The following is a 22,081-nucleotide window of genomic DNA, read 5'->3' as shown; positions in this document are numbered from 1 at the left end:
CACAGTGCGGTCTCCGATCACCCCCTCCCGTTCCCTGCGCGCGCACCCCTCCTTAACCTGGCTCTGACAAATCTCAAGAACCTGGCCCTGTCAAGACCAACTGCGGGGGAACGTGAATCAGATGCAGGGCCTGCTCCTCGCCGGCCGGTACCGGCTCGGTGAGTCCATCGGCAGCGGCGGCATGGGCCGCGTGTGGCGCGCGCGGGACGAGGTGCTGCACCGCGTCGTCGCCGTCAAGGAACTGACGGCGGCACAGTGGGTGCAGGAGGCCGACCGCGAGGTGCTGCTCACCCGCACGAAGACGGAGGCGCGCGCCCAGGCCCAGATCAACCACTCGGCGGTCGTCACGGTCCACGACGTCCTGGAGTACGACGACCGGCCCTGGATCGTGATGGAGCTGGTCGAGGGCCACTCGCTCGCCGACGCCGTCCGGGACCAGGGCCGCATCGAGCCCCGCGAGGCCGCCCGCGTCGGCCTGTGGGTGCTTCGGGCGCTGCGGGCCGCGCACGGCGCCGGGGTGCTGCACCGCGACATCAAGCCGGGCAACGTGCTGCTCTCCGAGGACGGCCGGGTGCTCCTGACCGACTTCGGGATCGCCTCGATCGAGGGCGACTCGACGATCACGCGCACCGGTGAAGTCGTCGGCTCCGTCGACTATCTGGCGCCCGAGCGGGTCAGCGGCGCCAACCCCGGCCCCGCCGCCGACCTGTGGGCGCTCGGCGCCACGCTGTACACGGCGGTCGAGGGCAACTCGCCGTTCCGGCGCACCTCCCCGCTCGGCACGATGCAGGCCGTGGTGACGGAGGAGCCCGATCCGGCCCGGTACGCGGGTCCGCTCGGGCCCGTCATCTCGGCGCTCCTGGCCAAGGATCCGGACGCGCGGCCGGACGCGGCCGAGGCGGAGCAGATGCTGGCGGAGGCGGCGGAGGGGCGGCGTCCGGGGGCGGCACAGGCGTATGTGCCGACGACGACGTACGAGGGGCCGACGGCCCACACGCCGACGCCGCACCCGTCCCACCCGTCCACGCCCCACCCGTCCGGGTCGCAGACCCCGCCCCCGCACGCCCCGGGACCGCACACGCCCCCCTCGACCCCCGTCCCGGGCCACCCCGGCCAGGCAGCGTATTCCGGCCACGTGGGCACCGGCGGCCGGACGTCGGGACAGGCCGCCGATCCGTCCGGCTACGCCACCCCGCCCCCGTACGGCACGACCCCGACGCACGTCGCGTCGGCCCCGCACGGCGCGTCCTCCTCGTACGGCGACTCCGGCCGCAACTACCCGGGCGCCCTGACCGCCGCCACGCCCGCCGGACCCGGGCGCCGCCGCTGGCTCCGGGCCCTCGTGCCGGTCGTCGTGGCCGCGGCCATCGGTGGCGGCGCGGTGTTCGGCTACCTGAACTTCAAGGGCGACGGCGACGACGGGGACAGGCGTGCGGGTGCCGGCAGCGGTCAGGGCAAGGGGGGCAAGGCCGGTGACGTCGTCGGCGGGATTCCCAAGGACTGGGTGCGGGTGCACGACGTGAAGGGCTTCAGCCTGATGCTGCCCAAGGGCTGGGAGCGGCAGGTCGACGGCAGTCAGATCGACTACACCCCGGACGGCGGCCGCCACTTCGTGCGCATCGGCGTCGACCCCAGTCCGGACTTCGACAGTCCGTACGCGCACCAGCTCGACTTGGAGAAGCAGGTGAAGCCGAAGCTGCCCGAGTACCGGCGTCTGCACCTGAACTCCAACACCTTCCGCGACCGTCCCGCCGCCCTCTGGGAGTTCAGTTGGACGGCGGGTGCCAACGACACCACCAAGGGCCCCCGGCACGCCATCGAGCAGACGTACATCAGCCGTGGCGGCACCGAGTACGTGATCTACATGTCGGGGCCCGAGGGGAGTTGGGACAAGACCCGGGAACAGTTCGACGCGGTGCTGCAGAGCTGGCGCGACTGACGGTCCGCCGACCGACGGATACGGCCTGAACTGGCCCTTGTCCGGGCAGAGAGGGTCCGTGACCACACCTCTGGGGCATGATGGCCGCATGGGGAGCCTGGGTGACAGCACCCGTGTGATCGCCGGCCGTTACCGCCTGGAGGTGCGGGTGGGCCAGGGCGGCATGGGCGTCGTGTGGCGCGCGACCGACCAGCTCCTCGGCCGTCGCGTCGCCGTCAAGGAGATCCCGCTCGACGAGACGCTCTCCGCCGAGGAGGCCGCGCGGCAGCGGGAGCGCACGCTGCGCGAGGCGCGCGCCGTCGCGCAACTGCGGCATCCGCACATCATCGTCGTGCACGACGTCGTCGTCCACGACGAACGTCCTTACCTGGTCATGGAGTTGATCGAGGGCCCCACGCTGGCCCTGCGCATCGGCAGGTCAGGGCCGCTCGGCCCGCAGGCGGCCGCCCGGATCGGCCTCGACCTGCTCGGCGCCCTCGGCGTCGCGCACGCCGCGGGCGTCCTGCACCGCGACCTGAAGCCCGCCAACGTGCTCCTGGAGGAGGCCACCGGCCGGGTCGTGCTCACGGACTTCGGTATCGCGCAGGTCAGCGGGGCGACGACGCTCACGGAGAGCGGGTCGTTCGTCGGCTCGCCGGAGTACACCGCGCCGGAGCGCATGTCCGGCGAGCGCACCGGGCCCGCGTCCGACCTGTGGTCGCTCGGTGCGCTGCTCGTGGCCGTGGTCAGTGGGGAGTCGCCGTTCCGGCGCGACTCGATCGGCGGGGTGCTGCACGCCGTGGTCTTCGACGAGATACGGCCACCGCCCCCGGCGGAGCCGATCGCGCCCGTCATCCTCGGCCTGCTCGAACGCGACCCGGAGCGACGCCTGGACGCGGCCGGGGCGGAGCGGCTGCTGCGCGCGTACGTCGACACGGGCGTGATGCCGGGGCTGCCCGGCGCGGGGGCCGGCGCCAGGCGTCCCGCGCTCGTCCCCGCCCGGGGGCGCTTATCGGGGCGTGCGCCCGGCCGTGCACCGGGGCGCGCACCCGGCCGGGCCTCAGGCCGCTTCGCAGGCCGTTCCGCGGGCCGCCGCCCCCTCCTGTCGCTGCTCCCCGGCCGCCACCCGCCCGGAGGCCCGCGCGCGCAGCCGCCGCCCGCACGCCCCCGGCGCCTGGACGAGCCCTCCGCGCCCCTGTCGGCCCCCGCGCGCCGCCGCCAGAACCGCATCATGCTGATCGCCGCCGCCCTGGTCGCGGCCGTGGCGGGCGGCGCCGTGTCGGCCGCGACGCTGCTGCTCGGGCAGGACGGCGACGGGGACGGCGGCCGGAACTCGCCGCCCAGTTCGGCATCGCCCGACGCCTCGACGGGGTCGGAGAGACCGCGTCCCACGGCGACGTCCACGGTCACCAAGACCCCGGACACCGTGCGCCCCTCCACCCCCGACGCCCCCGAGGGCTACCGCCTCGCCAGGGACCCGCGCGGCTTCGCCCTCGCCGTCCCCCAGGGCTACGTCCGCCGCACCGACGGCCCGCGCACCTCCTACACCTCCCCGGACGGCGCCTTCCGCATCGGCATCGAGTCCGCCGACCCCGCCCCGGGCGGCCCGCTCGCCGCCCAGCGCCGCGCCGCCGCCGACGGCCCCCGCGACCACCCCGGCTACCGCGACGCCGACGTCACCGGGACCACCCGCAACGGCCGCCCCGCCGCGCTCTGGCAGTTCACCCGGGACGGCTCCGGCGGCGAGGCGGGCGCCCGGCGCACCTACGACCTGTGCTGGCAGGAGGGCGGCCGGAGGTACGACGTGTGGGTGTCGGCACCGGCGGGCCAGGCGCGAGAGGGACGGCGGCACTTCGACACGGCGGTGGACACGTTCGTGCGGCGGTGACGGGCCCGGGGGAGTGTGGGGCGGGCGGGCGTACGAGTCGGGCGCGCGGCTTTGGCGTACGAGTCGGGCGCGTGGTCTTGGCATACGACCGGGCGTACGGCCCGGCGTACGACCTGGATGTCCGGCCCGGACGCGCCGTTACGTGCGCCTTTGCGCGCGTACGTCGCCGAAGTTCCCGGATCGTGCATCGCCCCGGTCACAACTGGGGGCCTTGGCTGGAATCCGAGGCACCCGGCACGGTACTCATGGGGGCATGAGTAACGACGGGGGAGCCTCGCACGGCCCGAACGAGACCACCAGCTACGGCCTGCAGCCACCGCAGCCCCCGCAGCACGGCGGCGGCGCGCCGCACCCCAATCCGTACGCCCAGCCCACCCAGGCCGTACCGAACCAGCAGCCCCGCCCGCAGTCGCCCGCGCACCCCGCGCCGGACACCCGCGCCACCCAGGCCACCCAGGCCGAACCCGGCTCCGGCCGGTTGATCGGCGGCCGTTACCGGCTGCTCTCCAAGCTCGGCCACGGCGGCATGGGCACGGTGTGGCGGGCCAAGGACGAGACGGTGGACCGCGAGGTCGCCGTCAAGGAGCCGAGGGTTCCGGACCATCTGCCGGAGCGGGAGCGCGCCAACGCCTTCGAGCGGATGCGCCGCGAGGCCCGTGCGGCGGCCCGCCTCGACCACCCGGCCGTGGTCAACGTCCACGACGTCGTCGTCGAGGACGGCCAGCCGTGGATCGTCATGGAGTTCGTGCAGGGCCGCTCGCTCGGCGCGGCGCTGCGCGACGAGGGCACGCTCGGCGCCCGCGACGCGGCCCGGGTCGGCCTCGAAGTGCTCGGCGCCCTGGAGGCCGCGCACGCGGCGGGCGTCCTGCACCGCGACGTGAAGCCGGACAACGTGATGATCGGCAGGCACGACCGTGTCGTCCTCACCGACTTCGGCATCGCCCAGATCGAGGGCGAGACGAACCTGACGGACACCGGCGGCTTCGTCGGCTCGCCGGAGTTCATCGCCCCGGAGCGGGTCCTCGGGCAGCGGCCGGGACCGGCGTCCGACCTGTGGTCGCTGGGCGTCGTGCTGTACGCGGCGACCGAGGGCGTCTCGCCGTTCCGCCGCAACAACACGCCCGCGACGCTGCAGTCCGTCCTCAACGCGACGCCCGCCGCGCCCGCCTCCGCGCAGGGCCCGCTCGCCGACGCCATCAACGGCCTGCTGCACAAGGAACCCGCCCACCGCCCGAGCGCCGCCCAGGTCAGGGCCATGCTCGAAGAGGCCGTCAAGCCGCCGCAGCCCCCGCAGTTGCCCGCGACGCAGCTCGTGACGGCGGGCTTCGCGGACGGCGCCGCTCCGGCGCCGGACCGGGGCAAGGGCGTGTTCCTGGGCCGCAAGGCGCTCGTGGCCGTCGGCGGTGTCGTCGTCCTGGCGGTGGCCGCGGCGGTGGTCCTCGCGGTGAAGCCGTTCGGGGGCGACTCGGACGCGGGGAGCTGGGAGCAGCACGAGGTGAAGGCGCTGGGCGCGACGCTGTCCGTGCCCGAGGGGTACCGCGAGTCCAGCGACAAGGGCGAGACGCCCAAGGAACACTGGGTCACGTACACGGACAAGAGCGGCAGCCTCTTCGTATCGCTGCAGCTCAGCAAGAAGTCCGAGGACGACCTCAACTACATCGCGGGCACCTCGATGGCCGAGGCGTACGAGGACATGAAGGACCTGGACAGCGGCAGTACGGTGCTCGGCTCGCTGAGCCCGGACGAGGTGGGGTCCGGCAAGAAGACCACACAGAGCGAGTACAAGGGCAAGCAGTCCGCCGAGAACCTGATCCCGTACACCAACAAGGAATCCCAGGTCGTCTACCCGCGCGAGGCCAAGGTCTTCTACTACAAGACCACGGCGGGCGACATGTACAAGCTGTGGATCGACTACCCGGCCAAGAGCGACTTCACCGAGCGGGGGCGCCAGGTCGCGAAGAAGGCGATCGAGGGCCTGGAGATCGCGAAGCCCTGAGCCGTCGCACCCGCGTCGTCACCACGGGGTTCGCGAAGCCCCGAGTCACAGGAGCATTACCGTGCTGGCCCTCGCCCGCCCGTGCGCGATAGGCATGAAACATGAGTGCTGACGGGGGACGCGTGCTCGGGGGCCGGTACCGGCTCGCCGAGCGCATCGGCTCGGGGGGGCATGGGAACGGTCTGGCGTGCCGTCGACGAACTGGTCGGCCGGGAGATCGCCGTCAAGGAGCCGCGGCTTCCCGGCGACCCGCACGACGCCGCGTACGACGACGACTCCATGACCACCCCGATCCGCTGCCTGCAGCTCATGATCATCACCGCCGACCAGGAGTTCTACGAGCTGCGGGTGGACATGCCGAAGGGCACGGCGGCGGAGAAGAAGGGCACCGAACTCTTCAAGGGTGTGCGGGCGCGGCTGAAGGTCGGCGAGGACTCGGTGAAAAGCTGAGCAAGGGGCTGGCGTCCGCGGCTGAGTTGCCATGGGTGCCCGAGGGAACGCCCTGATCAGCACCTTTGTCGCCAGCAGGCACTGGCGGTGAACGCGACGGCTCGCGGCCCTGTGTGCGTGCGCGGTGAAACCTCGTTACCCATGGGTACCCAAAGCGTCCGCTCAGGCATACGCTCACCGGCATGACGGACTCGCAGGCCCCCGCCACGCCCCTCGGTACGAACCCGGTCGCCCCGGCCCCCAGCGGCGCACGCACCGCCGCCGACGTGGTCACGCCGGAGCTGGTCGCCCAGCTCACCCGCGATGTGATCGGCTCGGGCCGGACCGCCAACCACACGCCGTTCACCGGCGAGAAGCTGGCCGACCTGCCCGAGTCCACCCCCGAGGACGTGGCCACCGCCTTCGAGCGGGCGCGCGCCGCGCAGGTCGCGTGGGCCCGCACCCCCGTACGCCGCCGCGCCGCCGTCCTGCTGCGCTTCCACGACCTCGTGCTCCAGCGCCAGGCGGAGATCCTCGACCTCATACAGTTGGAGACCGGCAAGGCCCGGCTGCACGCGCACGAGGAGGTCCAGGCCGTCACCGTCGCGGCCCGGCACTACGGCCGCCGCGCCGGCGCCTATCTGAACCCCAAGCGCCACACCGGCGTCGTACCGACCCTCACCAAGGTCACGGAGCTGCGCCAGCCGCGCGGCGTCGTCGGCCAGATCGCCCCCTGGAACTATCCCCTCGAACTGTCCATCGGCGACGCCCTGCCCGCCCTCGTCGCGGGCAACGCGCTGGTGATGAAGCCCGACACGGAGACCGCGCTGACGGCGCTCTGGGCCCGGGACCTGATCATCGAGGCGGGCCTTCCGGCCGAGGTGTTCCAGGTCGTCCTCGGCGAGGGCCCCGTCATCGGCCCCGAGATCGTCAAGCACGCCGACTACGTCTCCTTCACCGGCTCCACCCGCACCGGCCGCGAGGTCGCCGCGGGCGCCGCCGCCCGCCTCGTCGGCGTCTCCCTCGAACTCGGCGGCAAGAACGCCATGCTGGTGCTGCACGACGCCGACGTGGAGAAGGCCGCCGCGGGCGCGGTCCGCGCCTGCTTCTCGTCCGCCGGTCAACTGTGCATCTCCATCGAGCGGTTGTACGTCCACGAGGCCATCGCCGACGCCTTCGTCGAGCGGTTCGCGGCGAAGACCAAGGCGATGCGGCTCGGCCGGTCGCTCGCGTACGGCGCCGAGATGGGCTCCCTCGTCGGCGAGCGGCAACTGGAAGCCACCCGGCGGCACGTGGACGAGGCCGTCGCCAAGGGCGCCACGCTCGTCGCGGGTGGCGTGGCCCGGCCCGACATCGGCCCCTACTTCTACGAGCCCACCATCCTGGACGGCGTCGAGTCGCCCATGGCGGTGTGCGCGGAGGAGACCTTCGGCCCGGTCGTCTCGCTCTACCGCTTCACCGACGAGAACGAGGCCGTCGAACTCGCCAACTCCACCTCCTACGGTCTGAACTCCTCGGTCTGGACGAAGGACGGCAGGCGCGGCCGCGCCCTGGCCGCCCGCCTGCGCACGGGCACGGTCAACGTCAACGAGGGCTTCGCGCCCGCCTACGGCAGCGTGCAGTCCCCGATGGGCGGCATGAAGGACTCGGGCCTCGGCCGCCGCCACGGCTCCGAGGGCATCCTCAAGTACACCGAGGCGCAGACCGTGGCCCACCAGCGCCTCATCCCGCTGGCGCCGTCCTTCGGCATGAGCGACGAGCAGCACGCGGCGTTCATGAGCAGGAGCCTGAAGCTCATGAAGGCGTTGCGCCTGCGCTGAGCGGGAGTGCTGTCCCGCGTCCCGCAGGGGCGCGGGGCTGTGTCCAGCTGCGGCTCCGCCGCGTGGGCGCGCCCAGCCACAGACGGCTCGCAGACCAACTCGCACCGAGGAGACCCCATGCCACAGGAGAACTCCGTCCGGAGCGCGGACAGCGACGGTTACGACTACGACGTCATCGTCATAGGCTCCGGCTTCGGCGGTTCCGTATCCGCGCTGCGGCTCACGGAGAAGGGCTACCGCGTCGGTGTCCTGGAGGCGGGCCGCCGCTTCACGCGCGCGCAACTGCCCAAGAACTCCTGGGACATCAAGAACTACCTGTGGGCCCCGGCGCTCGGCCTCTACGGCATCCAGCGCATCCATCTGCTCGGCAACGTGATGGTCCTGGCGGGCGCGGGCGTGGGCGGCGGATCGCTGAACTACGCGAACACGCTCTACGTACCGCCTGCGGCGTTCTTCGACGATCCGCAGTGGAAGGGCATCACGGACTGGCAGGACGAGCTGCGTCCGTACTACGAGCAGGCCAAGCGGATGCTCGGCGTGCGGCTCAACCCCACGACCACCCCCTCCGACGTCCATCTCAAGGCCGCCGCGCAGGCCATGGGAGTGGGCGACAGCTTCCACATGGCGCCGGTCGGCGTCTTCTTCGGTGACGGACGGGACGCCACCGGTGAGTCAACGGCCCAGCCCGGCGGGGAAGTTCCCGACCCCTATTTCGGCGGTGCCGGACCCGCGCGGCGTGCCTGCACCGAGTGCGGCGAGTGCATGACGGGCTGCCGCCACGGCGCGAAGAACACGCTCAACGAGAACTACCTCCACCTCGCGGAGAAGGCCGGAGCCGTCATCCACCCGATGACGTCCGTCGTGGCGCTCACCGAGGACTCCCGCGGCGGCTACGCGGTGGGGACGCTGCCCACCGACAACAAACGCAAGGGCAAGGGCCGCACCTTCCGCGCCCGCCGCGTCGTCGTGGCCGCGGGCACCTACGGCACCCAGACGCTCCTGCACCGCATGAAGGACAGCCATCTGCTGCCCCGCATCTCCAGCCGCCTCGGCGACCTGACCCGCACCAACTCCGAGGCCCTGGTGGGCGCCCAGACCACGGACCGCCGCTACCGCAAGCGCCACGGCGCCCTCGCCGGCGCCGCCGGGAAGGTCGACTTCACCAAGGGCGTGGCCATCACCTCGTCCATCCACCCGAACGACACGACCCACATCGAGCCCGTCCGCTACGGCCGGAAGTCCAACGCGATGGGCGGCATGACGCTGCTCCAGGTCCCGTACACCGTCAAGGGCGGCAAGGCGCGCGTCGCCGGATGGCTCGCCAACACCGCCCGCCACCCGCTCCTGACGGTCCGCTCGCTGTCCAACCACCGCTGGTCGGAGCGCACCATCATCGGCCTGGTCATGCAGACCCTCGACAACTCGCTGACGACGTACCGCAAGGAGAAGGGCATCGGCAAGGGCCTGCTGACCGCGCGGCAGGGCCACGGCGCGCCCAATCCGGACCAGATCGCCGAGGCCACCCGTGCCGCGTCCCTCATCGCCGAGGAGATCAACGGCTTCCCCGGCTCCAACGTCGGCGAGCTGATGGGCACCCCGCTGACCGCGCACTTCCTCGGCGGCTGCCCGATCGGCGACGGCGCCGACACCGGCGTCATCGACCCCTACCACCGCCTGTACGGCCACCCCGGCATCTCCGTCGTCGACGGCGCCGCGGTCTCCGCGAACCTCGGCGTGAACCCCTCGCTCACGATCACCGCGCAGGCCGAGCGCGCCATGTCGTTCTGGCCCAACAAGGGCGACGCGGACCCGCGTCCGGCCCAGGGCGCCGCGTACGTGCGGCTCGCTCCGGTCGAGCCGAAGTCCCCGACGGTCCCGGCGGACGCCTTCGGCGCGCTGCGGCTGCCGTTCCTGGGGATGCCCGCGGTGCCGCCGAAGAAGTAGCCCGGCGCGGGGCAGTGGCGGTGGGGTGGCGGAGTGCGCCTGCGGCGACCCGTCCGCGTACCCCGAGTAGCCACGAACCCGAGTGGCCGCGTACGCGAAAGGACCTGCACCCCCCTCCGAGTGCAGGTCCTTCGCGTCTCGCGGTACGTCGCCTAGGCGGCGGCGTCCGAGTGGGAGCGGCGGCGTACGACGTACACCGCGCCGGCGCCCGCGACGACGGCGATGCCGCCGACGATGCCGATGGTCGGGAGCACGGAGCTGGAGCCGGTCTGGGCGAGGCTGCCGGTCGGCGGGATCTCCGCGACCGTCTTCCTGACCTCGTCCGAGCGGCCGCCCTGCGGCTTCTTCGCCACCGGCGGCTTGGTGACGTCCGGCCGCGGGATGGCCTCACCGGGGTGGTCGATGTCGCTGCCGGGCTTCAGGACGGAGAAGTCGAAGAAGGCGAACGCGTTGTGCTCGCAGTTCAGCTCGGAGTCCACATAGCCGCCGAGGCCGAACGCGTAGCCGTCGCCTGCCGGGGCCTTCTTGTTGATGTTCAGGCGCAGCTTGATCTCGACCTGCTCCTTGGCGCCGAGCGTCGTCGTGCCGAAGGTGACACCGCTCTCGACCTCGTCGACGATCGACTTCCAGCCCTTGGCCTCGGGGTCGTAGAACTGGATGCGGGTGTAGCTGCTCAGCCAGTCCTTCTCGTCCTCGCTCTCCGAGAAGTTGTCCGCGGCGGCCAGCCAGCGGACCTCGCCGAGGTCCTCGTCGCTCGGGTTGGCCGCGATCAGCTTGAACTCGTGCCAGCCGCTGCCCGCGACGATCTTGCCGGGCAGGCCCTTGAGCCGCAGCTCCAGCTGGTTCTCGGCGTCCTCGCCGGTCTCCTCGTCGATCGCGCACTCGGTGGGCTCGTCCGTGGGCGTGGCCTCGTCGTCGGGCTCGGTGGCGTCGTCGTCACCGGGCTCGATGTCGGCGCCGGGGTCCGTGTCGCCGTCGCCGGGCTTGGTGTCGTCACCGGGCTTGGCCGGGTCCTCCGGCTTGGTGCCGTCGCCGGGCTCGGCCGGGTCCTCGGGCTTTGTCGGGTCCTCGGGCTTGGCGCCGTCGTCGCCGGGCTTCGTGCCGTCGCCGGGGTCGGCCGGGTCCTCGGGGTCGGGGGACTCGGTCGGAGGCGTCTCGCTCGCGCTCGCGGACGGCGTGGTGCTCGCGTCGTTCGCGTCCCCAGTTGCGAATGCGGCCGGGGCCGAGAGCAGTGCGACCGGGGCGATCACGGCCGTCGCGGCCGCGGCGGCCAGAGCACGGCGAAGCTTCATGAAGACCTCAGAGAGTCCGGCGCACCGCGCCCGCGCGGTACGGAGGTGGAGGCCTCCGCGGCAGGGCGCGGAAGTGGCCGTTGTTACGCATGGATGACCTGCGTAAGCCGGGAATGGTTGTCCTGGGACTCACAAAATTCTTATGTGGCGTGGGTCACAAGTTCGGAGGTCATGAAGGGCCTTGGCTTGTGCCGCCGCGGTCCGGTGTCGTAGAACTTCCCCCGTTTGCAAGCGAGATGAAGCATGCCCGGGGGCATGATGGATCGCCCCTGTGGGGGCGGGAGTCCGGCGCGTGGGTGAGGCGGGCCGGACCGGGGCGGCCGAGGGACGGCCGGGAATGGATGGGGGCACAGTGTCCGTGCAGTCGCCGCGTGAGCCTGACGACGAGGCGTTCATACCCGACGAGGTGTGGCGCCGGTTCGAACAGGACAGTGAGCGGGAGATCCGGGCGTCCGCACCGAAGGAGCCGTCCGCGCGGGCGCGCATGGTCGCCGAGCGGCTGCGCCGCCTGGACGAGGAGGCGGCGCGCCAGCAGGCCGAGGGCGTCGTCGGCCGCAAGCGGCGCAAGCGCAAGGAGCAGTCCGCGCAGCCGTGGCGCCCCGACGAGTGGCGCGCGGCGCACACAGCGCACGGCAAGGCCCGCTCCGAGCGGTCCGAGCGGTGGCGGCAGGTGCGGAGCGTGGTGATCGTCGGGGGCTGCATGATTCTGGCGATCCTGGTGCTGAGCCCCTATCGGTTCTGGCCCTGGCAGTGAGGGGTCGGTTCCGGCGTCGGCGAGGGCGTCGGCTCGGGACTGCGGGGCGCGCGCGTGGCTGGGTGACGCTCGCGCGGGGCTGAGGCGGTGCCCTTCGGGGCGGGCGCGCCGTCGTGGCCCGCGGGGGGTGTGCCGTACGTGGTGTACACGTCACACGCGCGACCTGCCGTTCGAGGGAACCGCGCACGTCGATCTTCAGTCGTAGAAGTGGTGCGGGTGACTCCGCATGGACGTGCGAGGCGTGCGCGCGGCGTGCTGCGCGCGAGGTACGCCAGGAAATGGGGGAACGGAACGTGAAGTCAGCTGTGTCGCGTGTCGTGGTGGCCGTCTCGGTCGCGGCCGCTCTGGGCCTGACCGCCGCGTGCGGTGGCGGCGACGGTGACGGGGGCGACGGCGGCAAGTCGTCCACGTCGCAGGCGAAGCCGAAGGGGCCCGACGGCGGCAAGGGCGGGTCGGGGTCCGACGGCGAGTCCGGGTCGGGGTCCGGCGGCGGCGAGTCCGGCGCGGACGGCTCCGCGAACCGGTTCCCCGAGGACAAGAAGCTGAAGGCGAAGGTCCTCGCCAAGGGCGACCTGACGGGCCGAGGCCTGAAGGGCTACGAGGCGTCGGACCGGGAGCGGTCGAAGCTGGAGGCCGCATCGGACGGCGCCGCGGCCACCCCGGCCGCCTGCCGCCCGCTTTCCGACATGACGGCCGCCGCCACCCCGCCGAAGGCCAACGGCCACGCGGGCCGCACGGTGGCGCCGAAGAGCCTGCGCGACGACCGTTCGACGACGGACGTCGAGCTGTTCGCGTACGACAGCCCGGACAGCGCGCGGAAGGCGCTGCGGGACGTGCGGGCGGCGGCGAAGTCGAAGCAGTGCGGCGCGTTCCGCGCGGGCGGCGTGCGGTACAGCGGCGTCGCGTCGCAGACCGCGCCGGACAAGGGTGACGAGTCGGTGGCGTACAAGATCGGCAGCCGCGCGGAGCAGTACGTGAAGCGGCACGCCGTCGTCGTGGTGCGGGACGGCTCGACGCTGCTCTCCTTCGTCGCCCGGAACTACTACGACCCGGAGGCCGTGGCGGGCGACGAGGAGGCCCGGCAGGGCGGGGGCGGCGCGGACATCCCTGGCTCGGAGAAGGCGGACGAGGAGCCCGAGGTGCCGTCGGCGGTCGTGGACGCGCAGCTGGACAAGGTGAGGTAGGCGTTCGGCTGCCGGATCGGTGACAGAGCGAAGGGCCCCGCGGGACGGATCCGCGGGGCCCTTGGCTGTCAGCACCGACGTCAGGGCAGCGTCGGTGCCTCGGTGCGGCGCCGGGGGAGTGCGCCGCTGGTCGAGAGAGCCGGTGGCCGACCCGGCGCACAAGGGGCGCGCGACTGGTGTAGACCAATGGCAATGAAGTTGTGGAAAGCGGGGTCCGAAGCCCCTCTCCCTCTACGCATCGTGGAGGATGGCCGGTTCTCCGCGCAACTGTTTCGACGACATCTTGGGGCGCAAGGCCGGAATGGCGCGGGGCCGGGAAGGTGGCTGGAAACCGATCAGGGGGAGCGGAGGGTGCGGGGGGCGCGCGAGCGGCTCGGCGAGACGGAGCGGGAAACGGAAGACGAACGCGGGAAGAAGAGACCAGAAGGGACCAGAAGGGACCAGTAGGGAAGCGGGAACGGAACGGGAACGAGGCCGGAAGGGGACGGAGGCCGACCGGCTCCGGGCGTCCCCGGAGCCGACCGTTCCCTGGGTGACCGGGCTGCTGTCCCCTGCCGTCCGGTCACTTCTCTGGAGCGAGGTCCCACGGCGTACGCGTGCTGCGTACGCCTCATCGCTCCAGCGGAGCCACGCGTGGTTCTTGCGGCCCGCCCCTGGCTGGCACGGACATCGGGACCAACGAAGCCCGTCGGGAACCGGTCACGCGCCGTACGGGTGAGAAGGGATCCGAACTCAGGTCCGTGGCGCAGTGGTTCCGCATTTCGCCGGGGTGTTCGCCGGTGCGTTCGCCGTCGGCGGGGCCGGCGTCGGCCCCGGCCGGAGCCGGGACGAAACCGGGCCGGGGCCCTCGGGCAGGGCTCAGACGCGGCCCCGGCACAGCTCCAGGAGCGTCATGGCGAGCTGCGTGCCGGGCTTGCCGAGGGCGTCCCGGTAGTGGCTGAGGACCTCCATCTCGCGGGAGAGGTTCACGCGGCGTCCGCCGGAGCTGATGCGGGCCTCCTGGATGACGGCGGAGACAGCCATCCGTTCCTGGACGAGCCCGATGATCCGGTCGTCGAGGGCGTCGATGCGCTCACGGGCACCGCCGATGAGCTCGGCGGCCTCGGGGGTGCGGGCGCCGGTCTGCTCGGTGGGGGACGCGGCGGGGGTGGTGACGGGGGTGGTGGCGTTCACGGTGGTGGGGCTCCTTGATCCGGTGGGGGAGCCCCGGGGCGGCGGTGCCCGGAAACGACAGAACGCCCCGGGCCTTGTCGGCCCGGGGCGCCTGGGAAGTCGCTTGGCGTTACGTCAAGCAGCTCGACCATGGCAGCCGGCGGACCGGATGCCATAGGTAAAGACGAAGATCGAGTGCGAGAGCATGCGCCCAGTGTACGCACGCCCACCCACCACACTGTCCCCGGTCTCCCCTGGGCCCGACCTCCCGCACCCCCCACCGAGCCCGTCCGGCGATCGTGGACGGGCGCGCAGCGCGACAGGTCGGCCGGGAGGCGGGCCACGGGGTCCGGGGCGCAGCCCCAGGTATGGGAAGGGAAGGGGCAGCCCCAGAGAGGGAAGGGGCAGCCCCGGGGAAGGGGCGGAGGGGGCGAAAACCGCACCAGACGCCCACCCTCCGACCCCCCGTTAGAATCGACGGACACACACCCCTTGCTCACCGCCGGAAGGCAAACCGTGCCAGTAGCGCCGCCCGCCGCCCCCGACACCGTTCTGGTCGTCGACTTCGGAGCGCAGTACGCCCAGCTCATCGCCCGCCGCGTCCGCGAGGCCCGGGTCTACAGCGAGATCGTGCCGAGCACCATGCCGGTTGCCGAGATGCTCGCCAAGAACCCCGCGGCGATCATCCTCTCCGGCGGCCCGTCCTCGGTGTACGCCGAGCAGGCCCCCTCGGTGGACCGCGCCCTCTTCGAGGCCGGTGTCCCCGTCTTCGGCATGTGCTACGGCTTCCAGCTGATGGCGACGACCCTCGGCGGCACGGTCGACAACACCGGCGCCCGGGAGTACGGCCGCACGCCCCTGCACGTGTCGAAGTCCGGCTCCACCCTCTTCGAGGGCACCCCGGACGAGCAGTCCGTGTGGATGTCGCACGGCGACGCCTGCAGCGCCGCCCCCGAGGGCTTCGCCGTCACGGCGTCCACGGACGTCGTCCCGGTCGCGGCCTTCGAGAACGACGAGAAGAAGCTGTACGGCGTCCAGTACCACCCGGAGGTCATGCACTCCACGCACGGCCAGCAGGTCCTGGAGCACTTCCTGTACCGCGGCGCGGGCCTGACCCCGTCCTGGACCACCGGCAACGTCATCGACGAGCAGGTCGCCGCGATCCAGGCCCAGGTCGGCACCAAGCGCGCCATCTGCGGCCTGTCCGGCGGCGTCGACTCCGCGGTCGCCGCGGCCCTCGTCCAGAAGGCCATCGGCTCCCAGCTCACCTGCGTCTACGTCGACCACGGCCTGATGCGCCAGGGCGAGACCGAGCAGGTCGAGAAGGACTTCGTGGCGGCGACCGGCGTACAGCTGAAGGTCGTCGACGCGCAGGAGCGGTTCCTCGCCGCGCTCGCCGGGGTGTCCGACCCCGAGGAGAAGCGGAAGATCATCGGCCGTGAGTTCATCCGCGTCTTCGAGCAGGCCCAGGCCGAGATCGTCGCGGAGGCCCCCGGGGACCAGCCCGTCGAGTTCCTCGTCCAGGGCACGCTCTACCCGGACGTGGTCGAGTCCGGTGGCGGCTCCGGCACCGCCAACATCAAGTCCCACCACAACGTGGGCGGCCTCCCCGAGGACCTCGAGTTCCAGCTCATCGAGCCGCTGCGCAAGCTCTTCAAGGACGAGGTGCGCATGGTCGGCCAGGAGCTCGGCCTGCCGGACGAGATCGTCCAGCGCCAGCCCTTCCCGGGCCCCGGCCTCGGCATCCGCATCGTCGGCGAGGTCACCAAGGACCGCCTTGACCTGCTCCGCGAGGCCGACGCCATCGCCCGCGAGGAGCTGACCGCGGCCGGCCTCGACCGTGAGATCTGGCAGTGCCCGGTCGTGCTGCTCGCCGACGTCCGCTCCGTCGGCGTCCAGGGCGACGGCCGCACCTACGGCCACCCGATCGTGCTGCGCCCGGTCTCCTCCGAGGACGCCATGACGGCCGACTGGTCCCGCCTGCCGTACGACGTCCTGGCCCGCATCTCCACCCGCATCACCAACGAGGTCGCCGACGTGAACCGCGTCGTCCTCGACATCACGAGCAAGCCGCCGGGCACCATCGAGTGGGAGTAACCCCCACGGTCCTGTTGGCCTTCTTCTCGGCCTGAACGCCGGTCTTCTCGGCCCGCACGCCGGTGCCGCCGCCCCTGATCCGGGCGGCGGCACCGGCGTTCGCACGTCCACGTGCCTCAGGTCCGCCGCGTCCTGCGCACCGGCTGCCCCGGCTGCCACAGCTCCACCGCCAGATACGTCCCGTCCTCGATGTACGTCCGGACGACCTCCGTCAGCTCCGTGCGGAACAGGTGGAACTCCATCGGGTCCGGCGGCTTCACCTCGTCCACGTACAGCGCGACCGCCTCCGGGTCCCGCACCTCGACCGCCCGCCCCGCGATCCGGACGTCGCCGCCCGCCATCTCCGTGCCCGCCCCCGGATTCGCCTGCAGTGCGAACCGCGGGTCGCGGCGCAGATCCAGCGCCTTCAGCGAGTTCGGCATCATCCCCAGCCACAACTCGCCGTTCAGGAAACGCACTTCGAGCCCCGTCGTGCGCGGCGCCCCGTCCTTGCGCAGTGTCGCCAGGACGTGGTGTGTGAACTGGCCGAAGCGGTCCTCGACGGTCCGCGCCAGCTCCGGTTCCGCGGCCGTGAAGGCCGCCCAATTGAACGTCATACACCGAGCCTGGCTCCCAAAGGCGACACCTACTGTCCCCTTTTGCGGTCCCCATCGCGCGCCGTTCCGGAGCCACGCCCCGCGCCCCGCTCGTCGCCCGCCCGGCCCGCCTGCCGACTCCCTTCACAGGAGACCCCTGTTTTCCTGCGCTGACCGGCGGTAACTTCCGCTTCGTACGGCCAGGGACGGAGGACACATGCAGGCGCCCACACCGATACCCGTCGAGCGGTTGCAGTTCGCGATGCCGCCGGCGCACGAGACTCCCGAGGACGAGCGGCGCCACCGCAAGGAACGCCTCGCCGCCGCGCTCAGGATCTTCGGACGCCTCGGCTACGAGGACGGCGTCTCGGGGCACATCACCGCGCGCGACCCCGAGTACGACGACTGCTTCTGGGTGAATCCCTTCGGCATGCCCTTCAAGCACATCACCGTCGGCGACCTCGTCCTCGCCAACGAGGAGGGCCAGGTCGTCGAGGGCCGCCACCACGTCAACCAGGCCGCCTTCACCGTCCACGCGCAGATCCACCGCGCCCGCCCCGACGCCGTCGCCGTCGCGCACTGCCACTCCACCCACGGCCGCGCCCTGGCCGCCCTCGGCGAACTCCTCGACCCCATCACCCAGGAGTCCTGCGCCTTCTACGAGAGCCACGCCCTGTACGACGGCTACACCGGCGTCACCGTCGACGCCGGCGAAGGCCGCCACATTGCCGCGGCCCTCGGTGACCACAAGGCGCTCATCCTGCGCAACCACGGGCTGCTCACCGTCGGTGCCTCCGTCGACGCCGCCGCCTGGTGGTTCCTCTCCATGGAACGCTCCTGCCAGATCCAGCTCGCCGCCCGCGCCGCCGGGCGTCCGGTCCTCATCGGGCACAAGCAGGCCGTCGAGACCCGCGAACAGCTCGGCGGCGACCTCGTGGCCTGGATCAACTACCAATCCCTGTGGCAGGACATCACCCGCAGCGAACCCGACCTCCTGACCTGACCCCGTCCCGCCGTCCGCACACGCGTGCCCGCCCGCCCCCGGCGTCAACCAACGCACCGCCGGACCACCCGTGCTGACCTGACCCGCGGAACACGCACAGGCGTCCGTGCGGCACAATTCCCAAACACCGCAAGCAAGTTCACGGACCCGCGACCGAACGAAGATCCGGACGCGCGTCCCGCGGTGGCCTCGGTCAAGGGTGGGGAAGGCGGCGTACGCGGTGGCGGTGCAGGAAGCCAGGCAGGAGGCGCACGGGGGTGGTTGCGCGTGCGGCGACTCCCCGCACGGAGCGCGCGAGGGGCACCGGCGCGCCGTGGCCGCGTTCCTCGCCAAGCGCGACGAGTTGGCGGCCGGGCACGGCGTGCCCGCGGCCGTCGTCCACTCCGCGGGAGCCTCCCGCCAGTGGGTGTCGGACGAGCTGACCCAGTCCGCGCGGACCGTCGCCGACCGCGGCCGCGCCGAGGGCCACGCCTGGCTCGCCCGGCTGTGGCCGCGCACGCTCGCCGTCGTGTGGGTCGGCGTCCTGCTCCTGCTGCTCGTCCAGGCCCTCACCGCCATCGGCACGGGCTGGACCACGGCCCGCACGGCCGGGCTGCTCGCCGCGGCCGTCGTCGGCGTGGCCCTGAGCGGCGCCGCGTATCTGCACCGGGCCCGCGGCGGCGTCATGGCTCCCGCCATCGGTGAGGACAACCGGCTCTCCACCTCGCGCGCCGTGGCCGCCTGCTGGGTGCTGTTCGTCGTCTTCGCCGTGCTCGTCCTCGCGGGCGAGCTCGCCGCGGCCTCCGGCCACGACGCACGCGCGGACCTCGTCGACGGCCTCAAGCTGGCCCGCGCGGCGGGCCTGGTGACCGTCCTCGCCGTCGTCTGCGGCGTCGCCGTGCTCGTACGCCGCGTCGTCGGCCTGCGCGTCCTCTCCCAGCGGCTCCAGAAGGTGCGCGCCGACCGCCCGCGCGCCGCCGACCTGCTCACCGACGACGCGGGCCGCGGCCACTTCGCCGACGTCCAGTACGTCCTGGTCAGCGCCGTCGCCGTGGTCTTCGTCGCCGTCCGGCTCGCGCGCCGCCCCGAGCAACTGCCCGACCTGCCGTGGGGCCTCGCCCTGCTGGTCCTCGTCTCCGCCGCGACATACCTGGCGGGCAAGTACGCCGAAGGCGGCCGACCCGTCATCCTCTCCGTCGTCCGCTCCCGCGAGGCGGGCGACCTGGACGCCCCGATCCGCACCGGCGACGACATCGAGATCCGCGGCGCCGGCTTCGTCCCGCCCGGCGCGGGCAGTGCCGACCGCCTTGCCCGGATGGCCGTCCGCATCGGCACCGTCCACGTCCACGTGCCCCTCGTCCCCGTCCCCGGCGGCTTCACCAACCCGACGGACGCCGTCCTCACCGTCCCCGTACCCGTCGACGTCGAGCCCGGCCGCGTCGACGTCCAAGTGATCACCGCCGCGGGCGCCGAGACCAACCGCTGCACCATCGACGTCACCGACTGACCGGCCCGCACCACCCCCGCCCCACACCGCACCGCACCCCGCACAGCCGTAGCCCGCACACCCCGCCCCGCCGCCCGAACCGCTCCGAATGGACGCATGGACCTCCCCCTCCCCAGTGCCCCGGAACCCCGCACCCCCTGCGGTCTCCGGGAAGCCGTCGAGGAATCCGCCGCACGCCACTGAGCAGCGACTCCCTCTCGTACGTATGGTCAGTTGACGGGGCAACGGCCGAGGCGCGGGAGAGGCGGCGGACAACCATGGCTCACGGCATGCGCACGGACAGCCACAGCGGCTATGCCAGGCGGAACGACTGGCGCGACAACGCCACCCGATACGCCCTGCTCCCCCTACGGGTCTTCCTCGGCGTCACCTTCATCTACGCGGGCCTGGACAAGATCACCGACAGCGCCTTCATGAAGGCCGACGGCGTCGGGTCCATCGGCGAGACCATGCGCGGCGTCCGCGACCTCGCCGCCTTCCCCGAACTCGTCGACCTGGCCCTGAAGAGCCCCGTCGGCTTCGGCTACGCCATCGCCCTCGGCGAACTCGCCGTCGGCATCGGCATCCTGATCGGCCTCTTCGCCCGGCTCGCCGCGCTCGGCGGCGCCCTGATCTCCCTCAGCCTCTGGCTCACCATGAGCTGGCACGAAGAGCCCTACTACTACGGCAACGACCTTCCGTACCTGATGGCCTGGCTGCCCCTGATCCTCGCCGGGGCGTCCTACCTCTCCGTCGACGCCTGGCTCGCCGAGCGCCGCGATTCCAGGGGACTGGGTCTGGGCTAGGCCGCGCCGGAGCCGGTGGTCGGTGCCTTGTCCTCGGGGCTCGCCGGATCTTCGGTGGCCGCCGGGGCCTTCGGTCTGTCCGCGGCTGGCCCGTCCGCCGAACGGCTCGCGTCCTTGCTGCGAGGCTTTCGGGCCTTGCGTATGCCATGGGCCACGGCCGCCGTCGCCGCCGCGAGGAACAGACCTCCCACCACGATCGGGATCATCGCGAACCACGGGGTGTCCCACAGTCCGCCCGCGTCACCCGCGTACACCAGACCGGCCGCGGCCAGGAAGCAGCCCGCCACCAGCCTGCCGGGCTGGAACTCATGACGCAGCACGTGCCACCTCCACCTGTCCGACGCCGACCTCGAGCCGCAGCTCGATCGTGCCGCCGCCCTTGGCGCCCCGCGGCGGGGCGAGGGTCTCCCGCTTCTCCTTGCCCGGCTCCACGTCCACGTCCTTGCTGTTGTCGTCCGGCAACTGGATGTCGCCGACGCCCACTTCGGCCCGTAGCTTCACCTCGGCGTCGCTCGGCACGATCACCTTCAGGCGGCCCGCGCCGACTTCCGCGCGCGTGCTCACCGTCTGGTCCTTGCCGAGGTCGATCCGGCTCAGGTCCAGCGTGCCCACGCCCGTGCCCAGCTCGTACTTCGGACGGACGTCCGCCGTGGCGGCCGGACGCCAGTCCGTGCGTATCCAGTCCGTGGTGATGTTCTTCGGCAGGGCGGCGGCGCCGGCGACCAGGCCCGCCGTGATCACCGCGAGCACGATCGAGCCCGCGCCCGTGCGCCCGAGGAAGGAGCTGGCCGCGATGCCGAGACCGAGCACGGCCAGGGAGCAGGCGAAGCCAGTCTGCAGGCTGGTGCCGAGCGGATGGTCCTCCCAGGTCAGGGACGAGCCGAGACAGCCCGCGAGCACGGCGGCGAGGAACACCCAACCACCGAGCCAGCGCGGCCCGCGCGGTCCTGGCGGCTCGGGGGCCGGGGTGCGCCAGCCCGCGGGGGAGTGCGGCGCGTCCGGCTGATACTCCACCGCGACCGGGTCCGGGCCCCAGACGTACTTCGGCATCCCCTCGGGGCCGCCCTTGGTGAGGGGGTCGCGCCACCAGGACGGGCCGCCCGCCACCGGCGGGGCCATGGTCTCGGGGGGTGCGTCCGCCGCGGCCTGGACGGCCACCGGGTCGGGGTCGGGGGTGCCGCGGTGCCGCGACCAGTACCCCGCGCCCGCGAGCAGCAGGGCGAGGACGGCGGCGAAGGTCAGCGCGTCGCTGTTGTTCAGCAGGGTCAGGAACACGCCGCAGCCCACGAGGGCGAAGAGCACGGCCGTCAGCGCGTGGCCGTCGACGCGGCCGGTCAGCAGGCGGCGGGCCTCGTTCTCCTCCTCGTCGTCGTAGGGAACGAACAGCCACGCGAAGCCGTAGAAGACCAGGCCGAGACCGCTGGTGATCGCGAGCACCGCGAGGCCGATGCGGAAGATCACCGGGTCCATCTCGCAGTGCCGCCCGAGGCCCGCGCACACGCCGCCCAGCTTGCGGTACCGGCGGTCGCGGCGGAGCTTGGGCTCGCGCACGACCTCCGCACCGTCCGGCTCCGCGGCCGTGGCGGTGGCGTGGTCGTGCGGCGGGGCCGACGGGCCCGACGCGGGCTGCTGATCTGTCATGAGTCCATGGTGACGGCCAGGTGCCCGCCGCGGCAGCCGGGACAACCCTGGCCCAACCCTGAAATCGTCCCTGACCGTCCCGGAGCCCGCAGCCCCGACCCCGCCTCGGGGCCGCCC

Annotated in this window: 17 protein-coding genes; 12 read left to right on the top strand and 5 right to left on the bottom strand. The window is 72.7% G+C overall.

The genetic code is table 11. The annotated features are described in order from the left end of the window. Window positions 1-121: 121 nt before the first annotated feature. From IE274_RS22025 to IE274_RS22000, 6 genes are all read left to right on the top strand, one after another. A complete protein-coding gene (locus tag IE274_RS22025) occupies window positions 122-1,939 on the top strand; it encodes a serine/threonine-protein kinase (RefSeq protein ID WP_190117804.1) in 1,818 nt (605 codons plus the stop codon). A gap of 88 nt (window positions 1,940-2,027) precedes the next feature. Then, window positions 2,028-3,806 carry a serine/threonine-protein kinase gene (locus IE274_RS22020; protein WP_190117583.1) on the top strand — a complete coding sequence of 593 codons (1,779 nt, stop codon included), beginning with the start codon at window positions 2,028-2,030 and terminating at the stop codon, window positions 3,804-3,806. Window positions 3,807-4,059: 253 nt separating this feature from the next. After that, window positions 4,060-5,802, top strand: coding sequence for a serine/threonine-protein kinase (locus tag IE274_RS22015; protein WP_190117582.1), 1,743 nt, complete (start codon window positions 4,060-4,062; stop codon window positions 5,800-5,802). 171 nt (window positions 5,803-5,973) lie between these two features. Next, complete coding sequence (locus IE274_RS22010; protein ID WP_190117839.1) at window positions 5,974-6,252, top strand: hypothetical protein; 279 nt, start codon at window positions 5,974-5,976, stop codon at window positions 6,250-6,252. A gap of 182 nt (window positions 6,253-6,434) precedes the next feature. Next, window positions 6,435-8,051, top strand: a complete 1,617-nt coding sequence (locus IE274_RS22005; RefSeq protein ID WP_190117581.1) for a succinic semialdehyde dehydrogenase — start codon at window positions 6,435-6,437, stop codon at window positions 8,049-8,051. A 117-nt stretch (window positions 8,052-8,168) separates the two neighbouring features. After that, window positions 8,169-9,995: a GMC family oxidoreductase N-terminal domain-containing protein gene (locus IE274_RS22000; RefSeq protein ID WP_190117580.1), complete on the top strand. Its 1,827-nt coding sequence runs from the start codon at window positions 8,169-8,171 to the stop codon at window positions 9,993-9,995. A gap of 152 nt (window positions 9,996-10,147) precedes the next feature. Here IE274_RS22000 and IE274_RS21995 read toward each other — a convergent pair whose 3' ends face one another. Continuing rightward, on the bottom strand, window positions 10,148-11,287 hold the full coding sequence (locus IE274_RS21995) for an ICP22 family protein (RefSeq protein ID WP_229909750.1): 1,140 nt from the start codon (window positions 11,285-11,287) through the stop codon (window positions 10,148-10,150). Between the two features lie 337 nt (window positions 11,288-11,624). Between IE274_RS21995 and IE274_RS21990 the strand changes: the two genes are divergently transcribed. Both IE274_RS21990 and IE274_RS21985 read left to right on the top strand, forming a co-directional pair. Beyond that, entirely contained in the window at window positions 11,625-12,041 is a 417-nt protein-coding gene (locus IE274_RS21990; RefSeq protein ID WP_190117579.1) for a hypothetical protein, read from the top strand. Between the two features lie 293 nt (window positions 12,042-12,334). Continuing rightward, window positions 12,335-13,225, top strand: a complete 891-nt coding sequence (locus IE274_RS21985; protein ID WP_190117578.1) for a hypothetical protein — start codon at window positions 12,335-12,337, stop codon at window positions 13,223-13,225. A gap of 858 nt (window positions 13,226-14,083) precedes the next feature. Here the strand turns inward: IE274_RS21985 and IE274_RS21980 are convergent. Beyond that, a complete protein-coding gene (locus IE274_RS21980) occupies window positions 14,084-14,398 on the bottom strand; it encodes a chorismate mutase (protein WP_190117577.1) in 315 nt (104 codons plus the stop codon). A gap of 495 nt (window positions 14,399-14,893) precedes the next feature. Here IE274_RS21980 and guaA point away from each other — a divergent pair, with 495 nt between their 5' ends. Further along, complete coding sequence (guaA, locus tag IE274_RS21975) at window positions 14,894-16,474, top strand: glutamine-hydrolyzing GMP synthase (RefSeq protein WP_190117576.1); 1,581 nt, start codon at window positions 14,894-14,896, stop codon at window positions 16,472-16,474. Window positions 16,475-16,590: 116 nt separating this feature from the next. Here guaA and IE274_RS21970 read toward each other — a convergent pair whose 3' ends face one another. Then, window positions 16,591-17,070, bottom strand: a complete 480-nt coding sequence (locus IE274_RS21970) for a pyridoxamine 5'-phosphate oxidase family protein (RefSeq protein WP_190117575.1) — start codon at window positions 17,068-17,070, stop codon at window positions 16,591-16,593. A 196-nt stretch (window positions 17,071-17,266) separates the two neighbouring features. On the opposite strand from IE274_RS21970, the gene IE274_RS21965 reads away from it, so the two are divergent. The 3 genes from IE274_RS21965 (at window position 17,267) to IE274_RS21955 (ending at window position 20,323) form a co-directional block, all read left to right on the top strand. Further along, window positions 17,267-18,052, top strand: coding sequence for a class II aldolase/adducin family protein (locus IE274_RS21965; protein ID WP_190117574.1), 786 nt, complete (start codon window positions 17,267-17,269; stop codon window positions 18,050-18,052). Between the two features lie 220 nt (window positions 18,053-18,272). Continuing rightward, the gene (locus IE274_RS21960; RefSeq protein ID WP_190117573.1) at window positions 18,273-19,538 is read left to right on the top strand and encodes a hypothetical protein; all 1,266 of its coding nucleotides are present in this window, start codon (window positions 18,273-18,275) and stop codon (window positions 19,536-19,538) included. A gap of 257 nt (window positions 19,539-19,795) precedes the next feature. Continuing rightward, window positions 19,796-20,323, top strand: coding sequence for a DoxX family protein (locus IE274_RS21955; RefSeq protein WP_190117572.1), 528 nt, complete (start codon window positions 19,796-19,798; stop codon window positions 20,321-20,323). Here the strand turns inward: IE274_RS21955 and IE274_RS21950 are convergent. Both IE274_RS21950 and IE274_RS21945 read right to left on the bottom strand, forming a co-directional pair. Continuing rightward, entirely contained in the window at window positions 20,320-20,643 is a 324-nt protein-coding gene (locus IE274_RS21950) for a hypothetical protein (protein ID WP_190117838.1), read from the bottom strand. The genes IE274_RS21955 and IE274_RS21950 overlap by 4 nt on opposite strands. Next, window positions 20,630-21,964: a PspC domain-containing protein gene (locus IE274_RS21945; protein WP_190117571.1), complete on the bottom strand. Its 1,335-nt coding sequence runs from the start codon at window positions 21,962-21,964 to the stop codon at window positions 20,630-20,632. Before IE274_RS21945 ends, IE274_RS21950 begins: the two co-directional genes overlap by 14 nt. Between the last annotated feature and the right edge of the window lie 117 nt (window positions 21,965-22,081).

The organism is Streptomyces flavofungini, assembly GCF_014650815.1.
GTDB lineage: Bacteria > Actinomycetota > Actinomycetes > Streptomycetales > Streptomycetaceae > Streptomyces > Streptomyces flavofungini.
The sequence above is the reverse complement of the archived record's forward strand: the minus strand, read 5'-3'. Positions and strand labels throughout refer to the sequence as shown.

What these genes read in the sequence shown, in the direction of transcription:
- IE274_RS22025 (WP_190117804.1), top strand. Translation starts at nt 122, where the DNA reads ATGCAGGGCCTGCTCCTCGCCGGCCGGTACCGGCTCGGTGAGTCCATC.
- IE274_RS22020 (WP_190117583.1), top strand. Translation starts at nt 2,028, where the DNA reads ATGGGGAGCCTGGGTGACAGCACCCGTGTGATCGCCGGCCGTTACCGC.
- IE274_RS22015 (WP_190117582.1), top strand. Translation starts at nt 4,060, where the DNA reads ATGAGTAACGACGGGGGAGCCTCGCACGGCCCGAACGAGACCACCAGC.
- IE274_RS22010 (WP_190117839.1), top strand. Translation starts at nt 5,974, where the DNA reads ATGGGAACGGTCTGGCGTGCCGTCGACGAACTGGTCGGCCGGGAGATC.
- IE274_RS22005 (WP_190117581.1), top strand. Translation starts at nt 6,435, where the DNA reads ATGACGGACTCGCAGGCCCCCGCCACGCCCCTCGGTACGAACCCGGTC.
- IE274_RS22000 (WP_190117580.1), top strand. Translation starts at nt 8,169, where the DNA reads ATGCCACAGGAGAACTCCGTCCGGAGCGCGGACAGCGACGGTTACGAC.
- IE274_RS21995 (WP_229909750.1), bottom strand. Translation starts at nt 11,287, where the DNA reads ATGAAGCTTCGCCGTGCTCTGGCCGCCGCGGCCGCGACGGCCGTGATC.
- IE274_RS21990 (WP_190117579.1), top strand. Translation starts at nt 11,625, where the DNA reads ATGGATGGGGGCACAGTGTCCGTGCAGTCGCCGCGTGAGCCTGACGAC.
- IE274_RS21970 (WP_190117575.1), bottom strand. Translation starts at nt 17,070, where the DNA reads ATGACGTTCAATTGGGCGGCCTTCACGGCCGCGGAACCGGAGCTGGCG.
- IE274_RS21965 (WP_190117574.1), top strand. Translation starts at nt 17,267, where the DNA reads ATGCAGGCGCCCACACCGATACCCGTCGAGCGGTTGCAGTTCGCGATG.
- IE274_RS21955 (WP_190117572.1), top strand. Translation starts at nt 19,796, where the DNA reads ATGGCTCACGGCATGCGCACGGACAGCCACAGCGGCTATGCCAGGCGG.
- IE274_RS21945 (WP_190117571.1), bottom strand. Translation starts at nt 21,964, where the DNA reads ATGACAGATCAGCAGCCCGCGTCGGGCCCGTCGGCCCCGCCGCACGAC.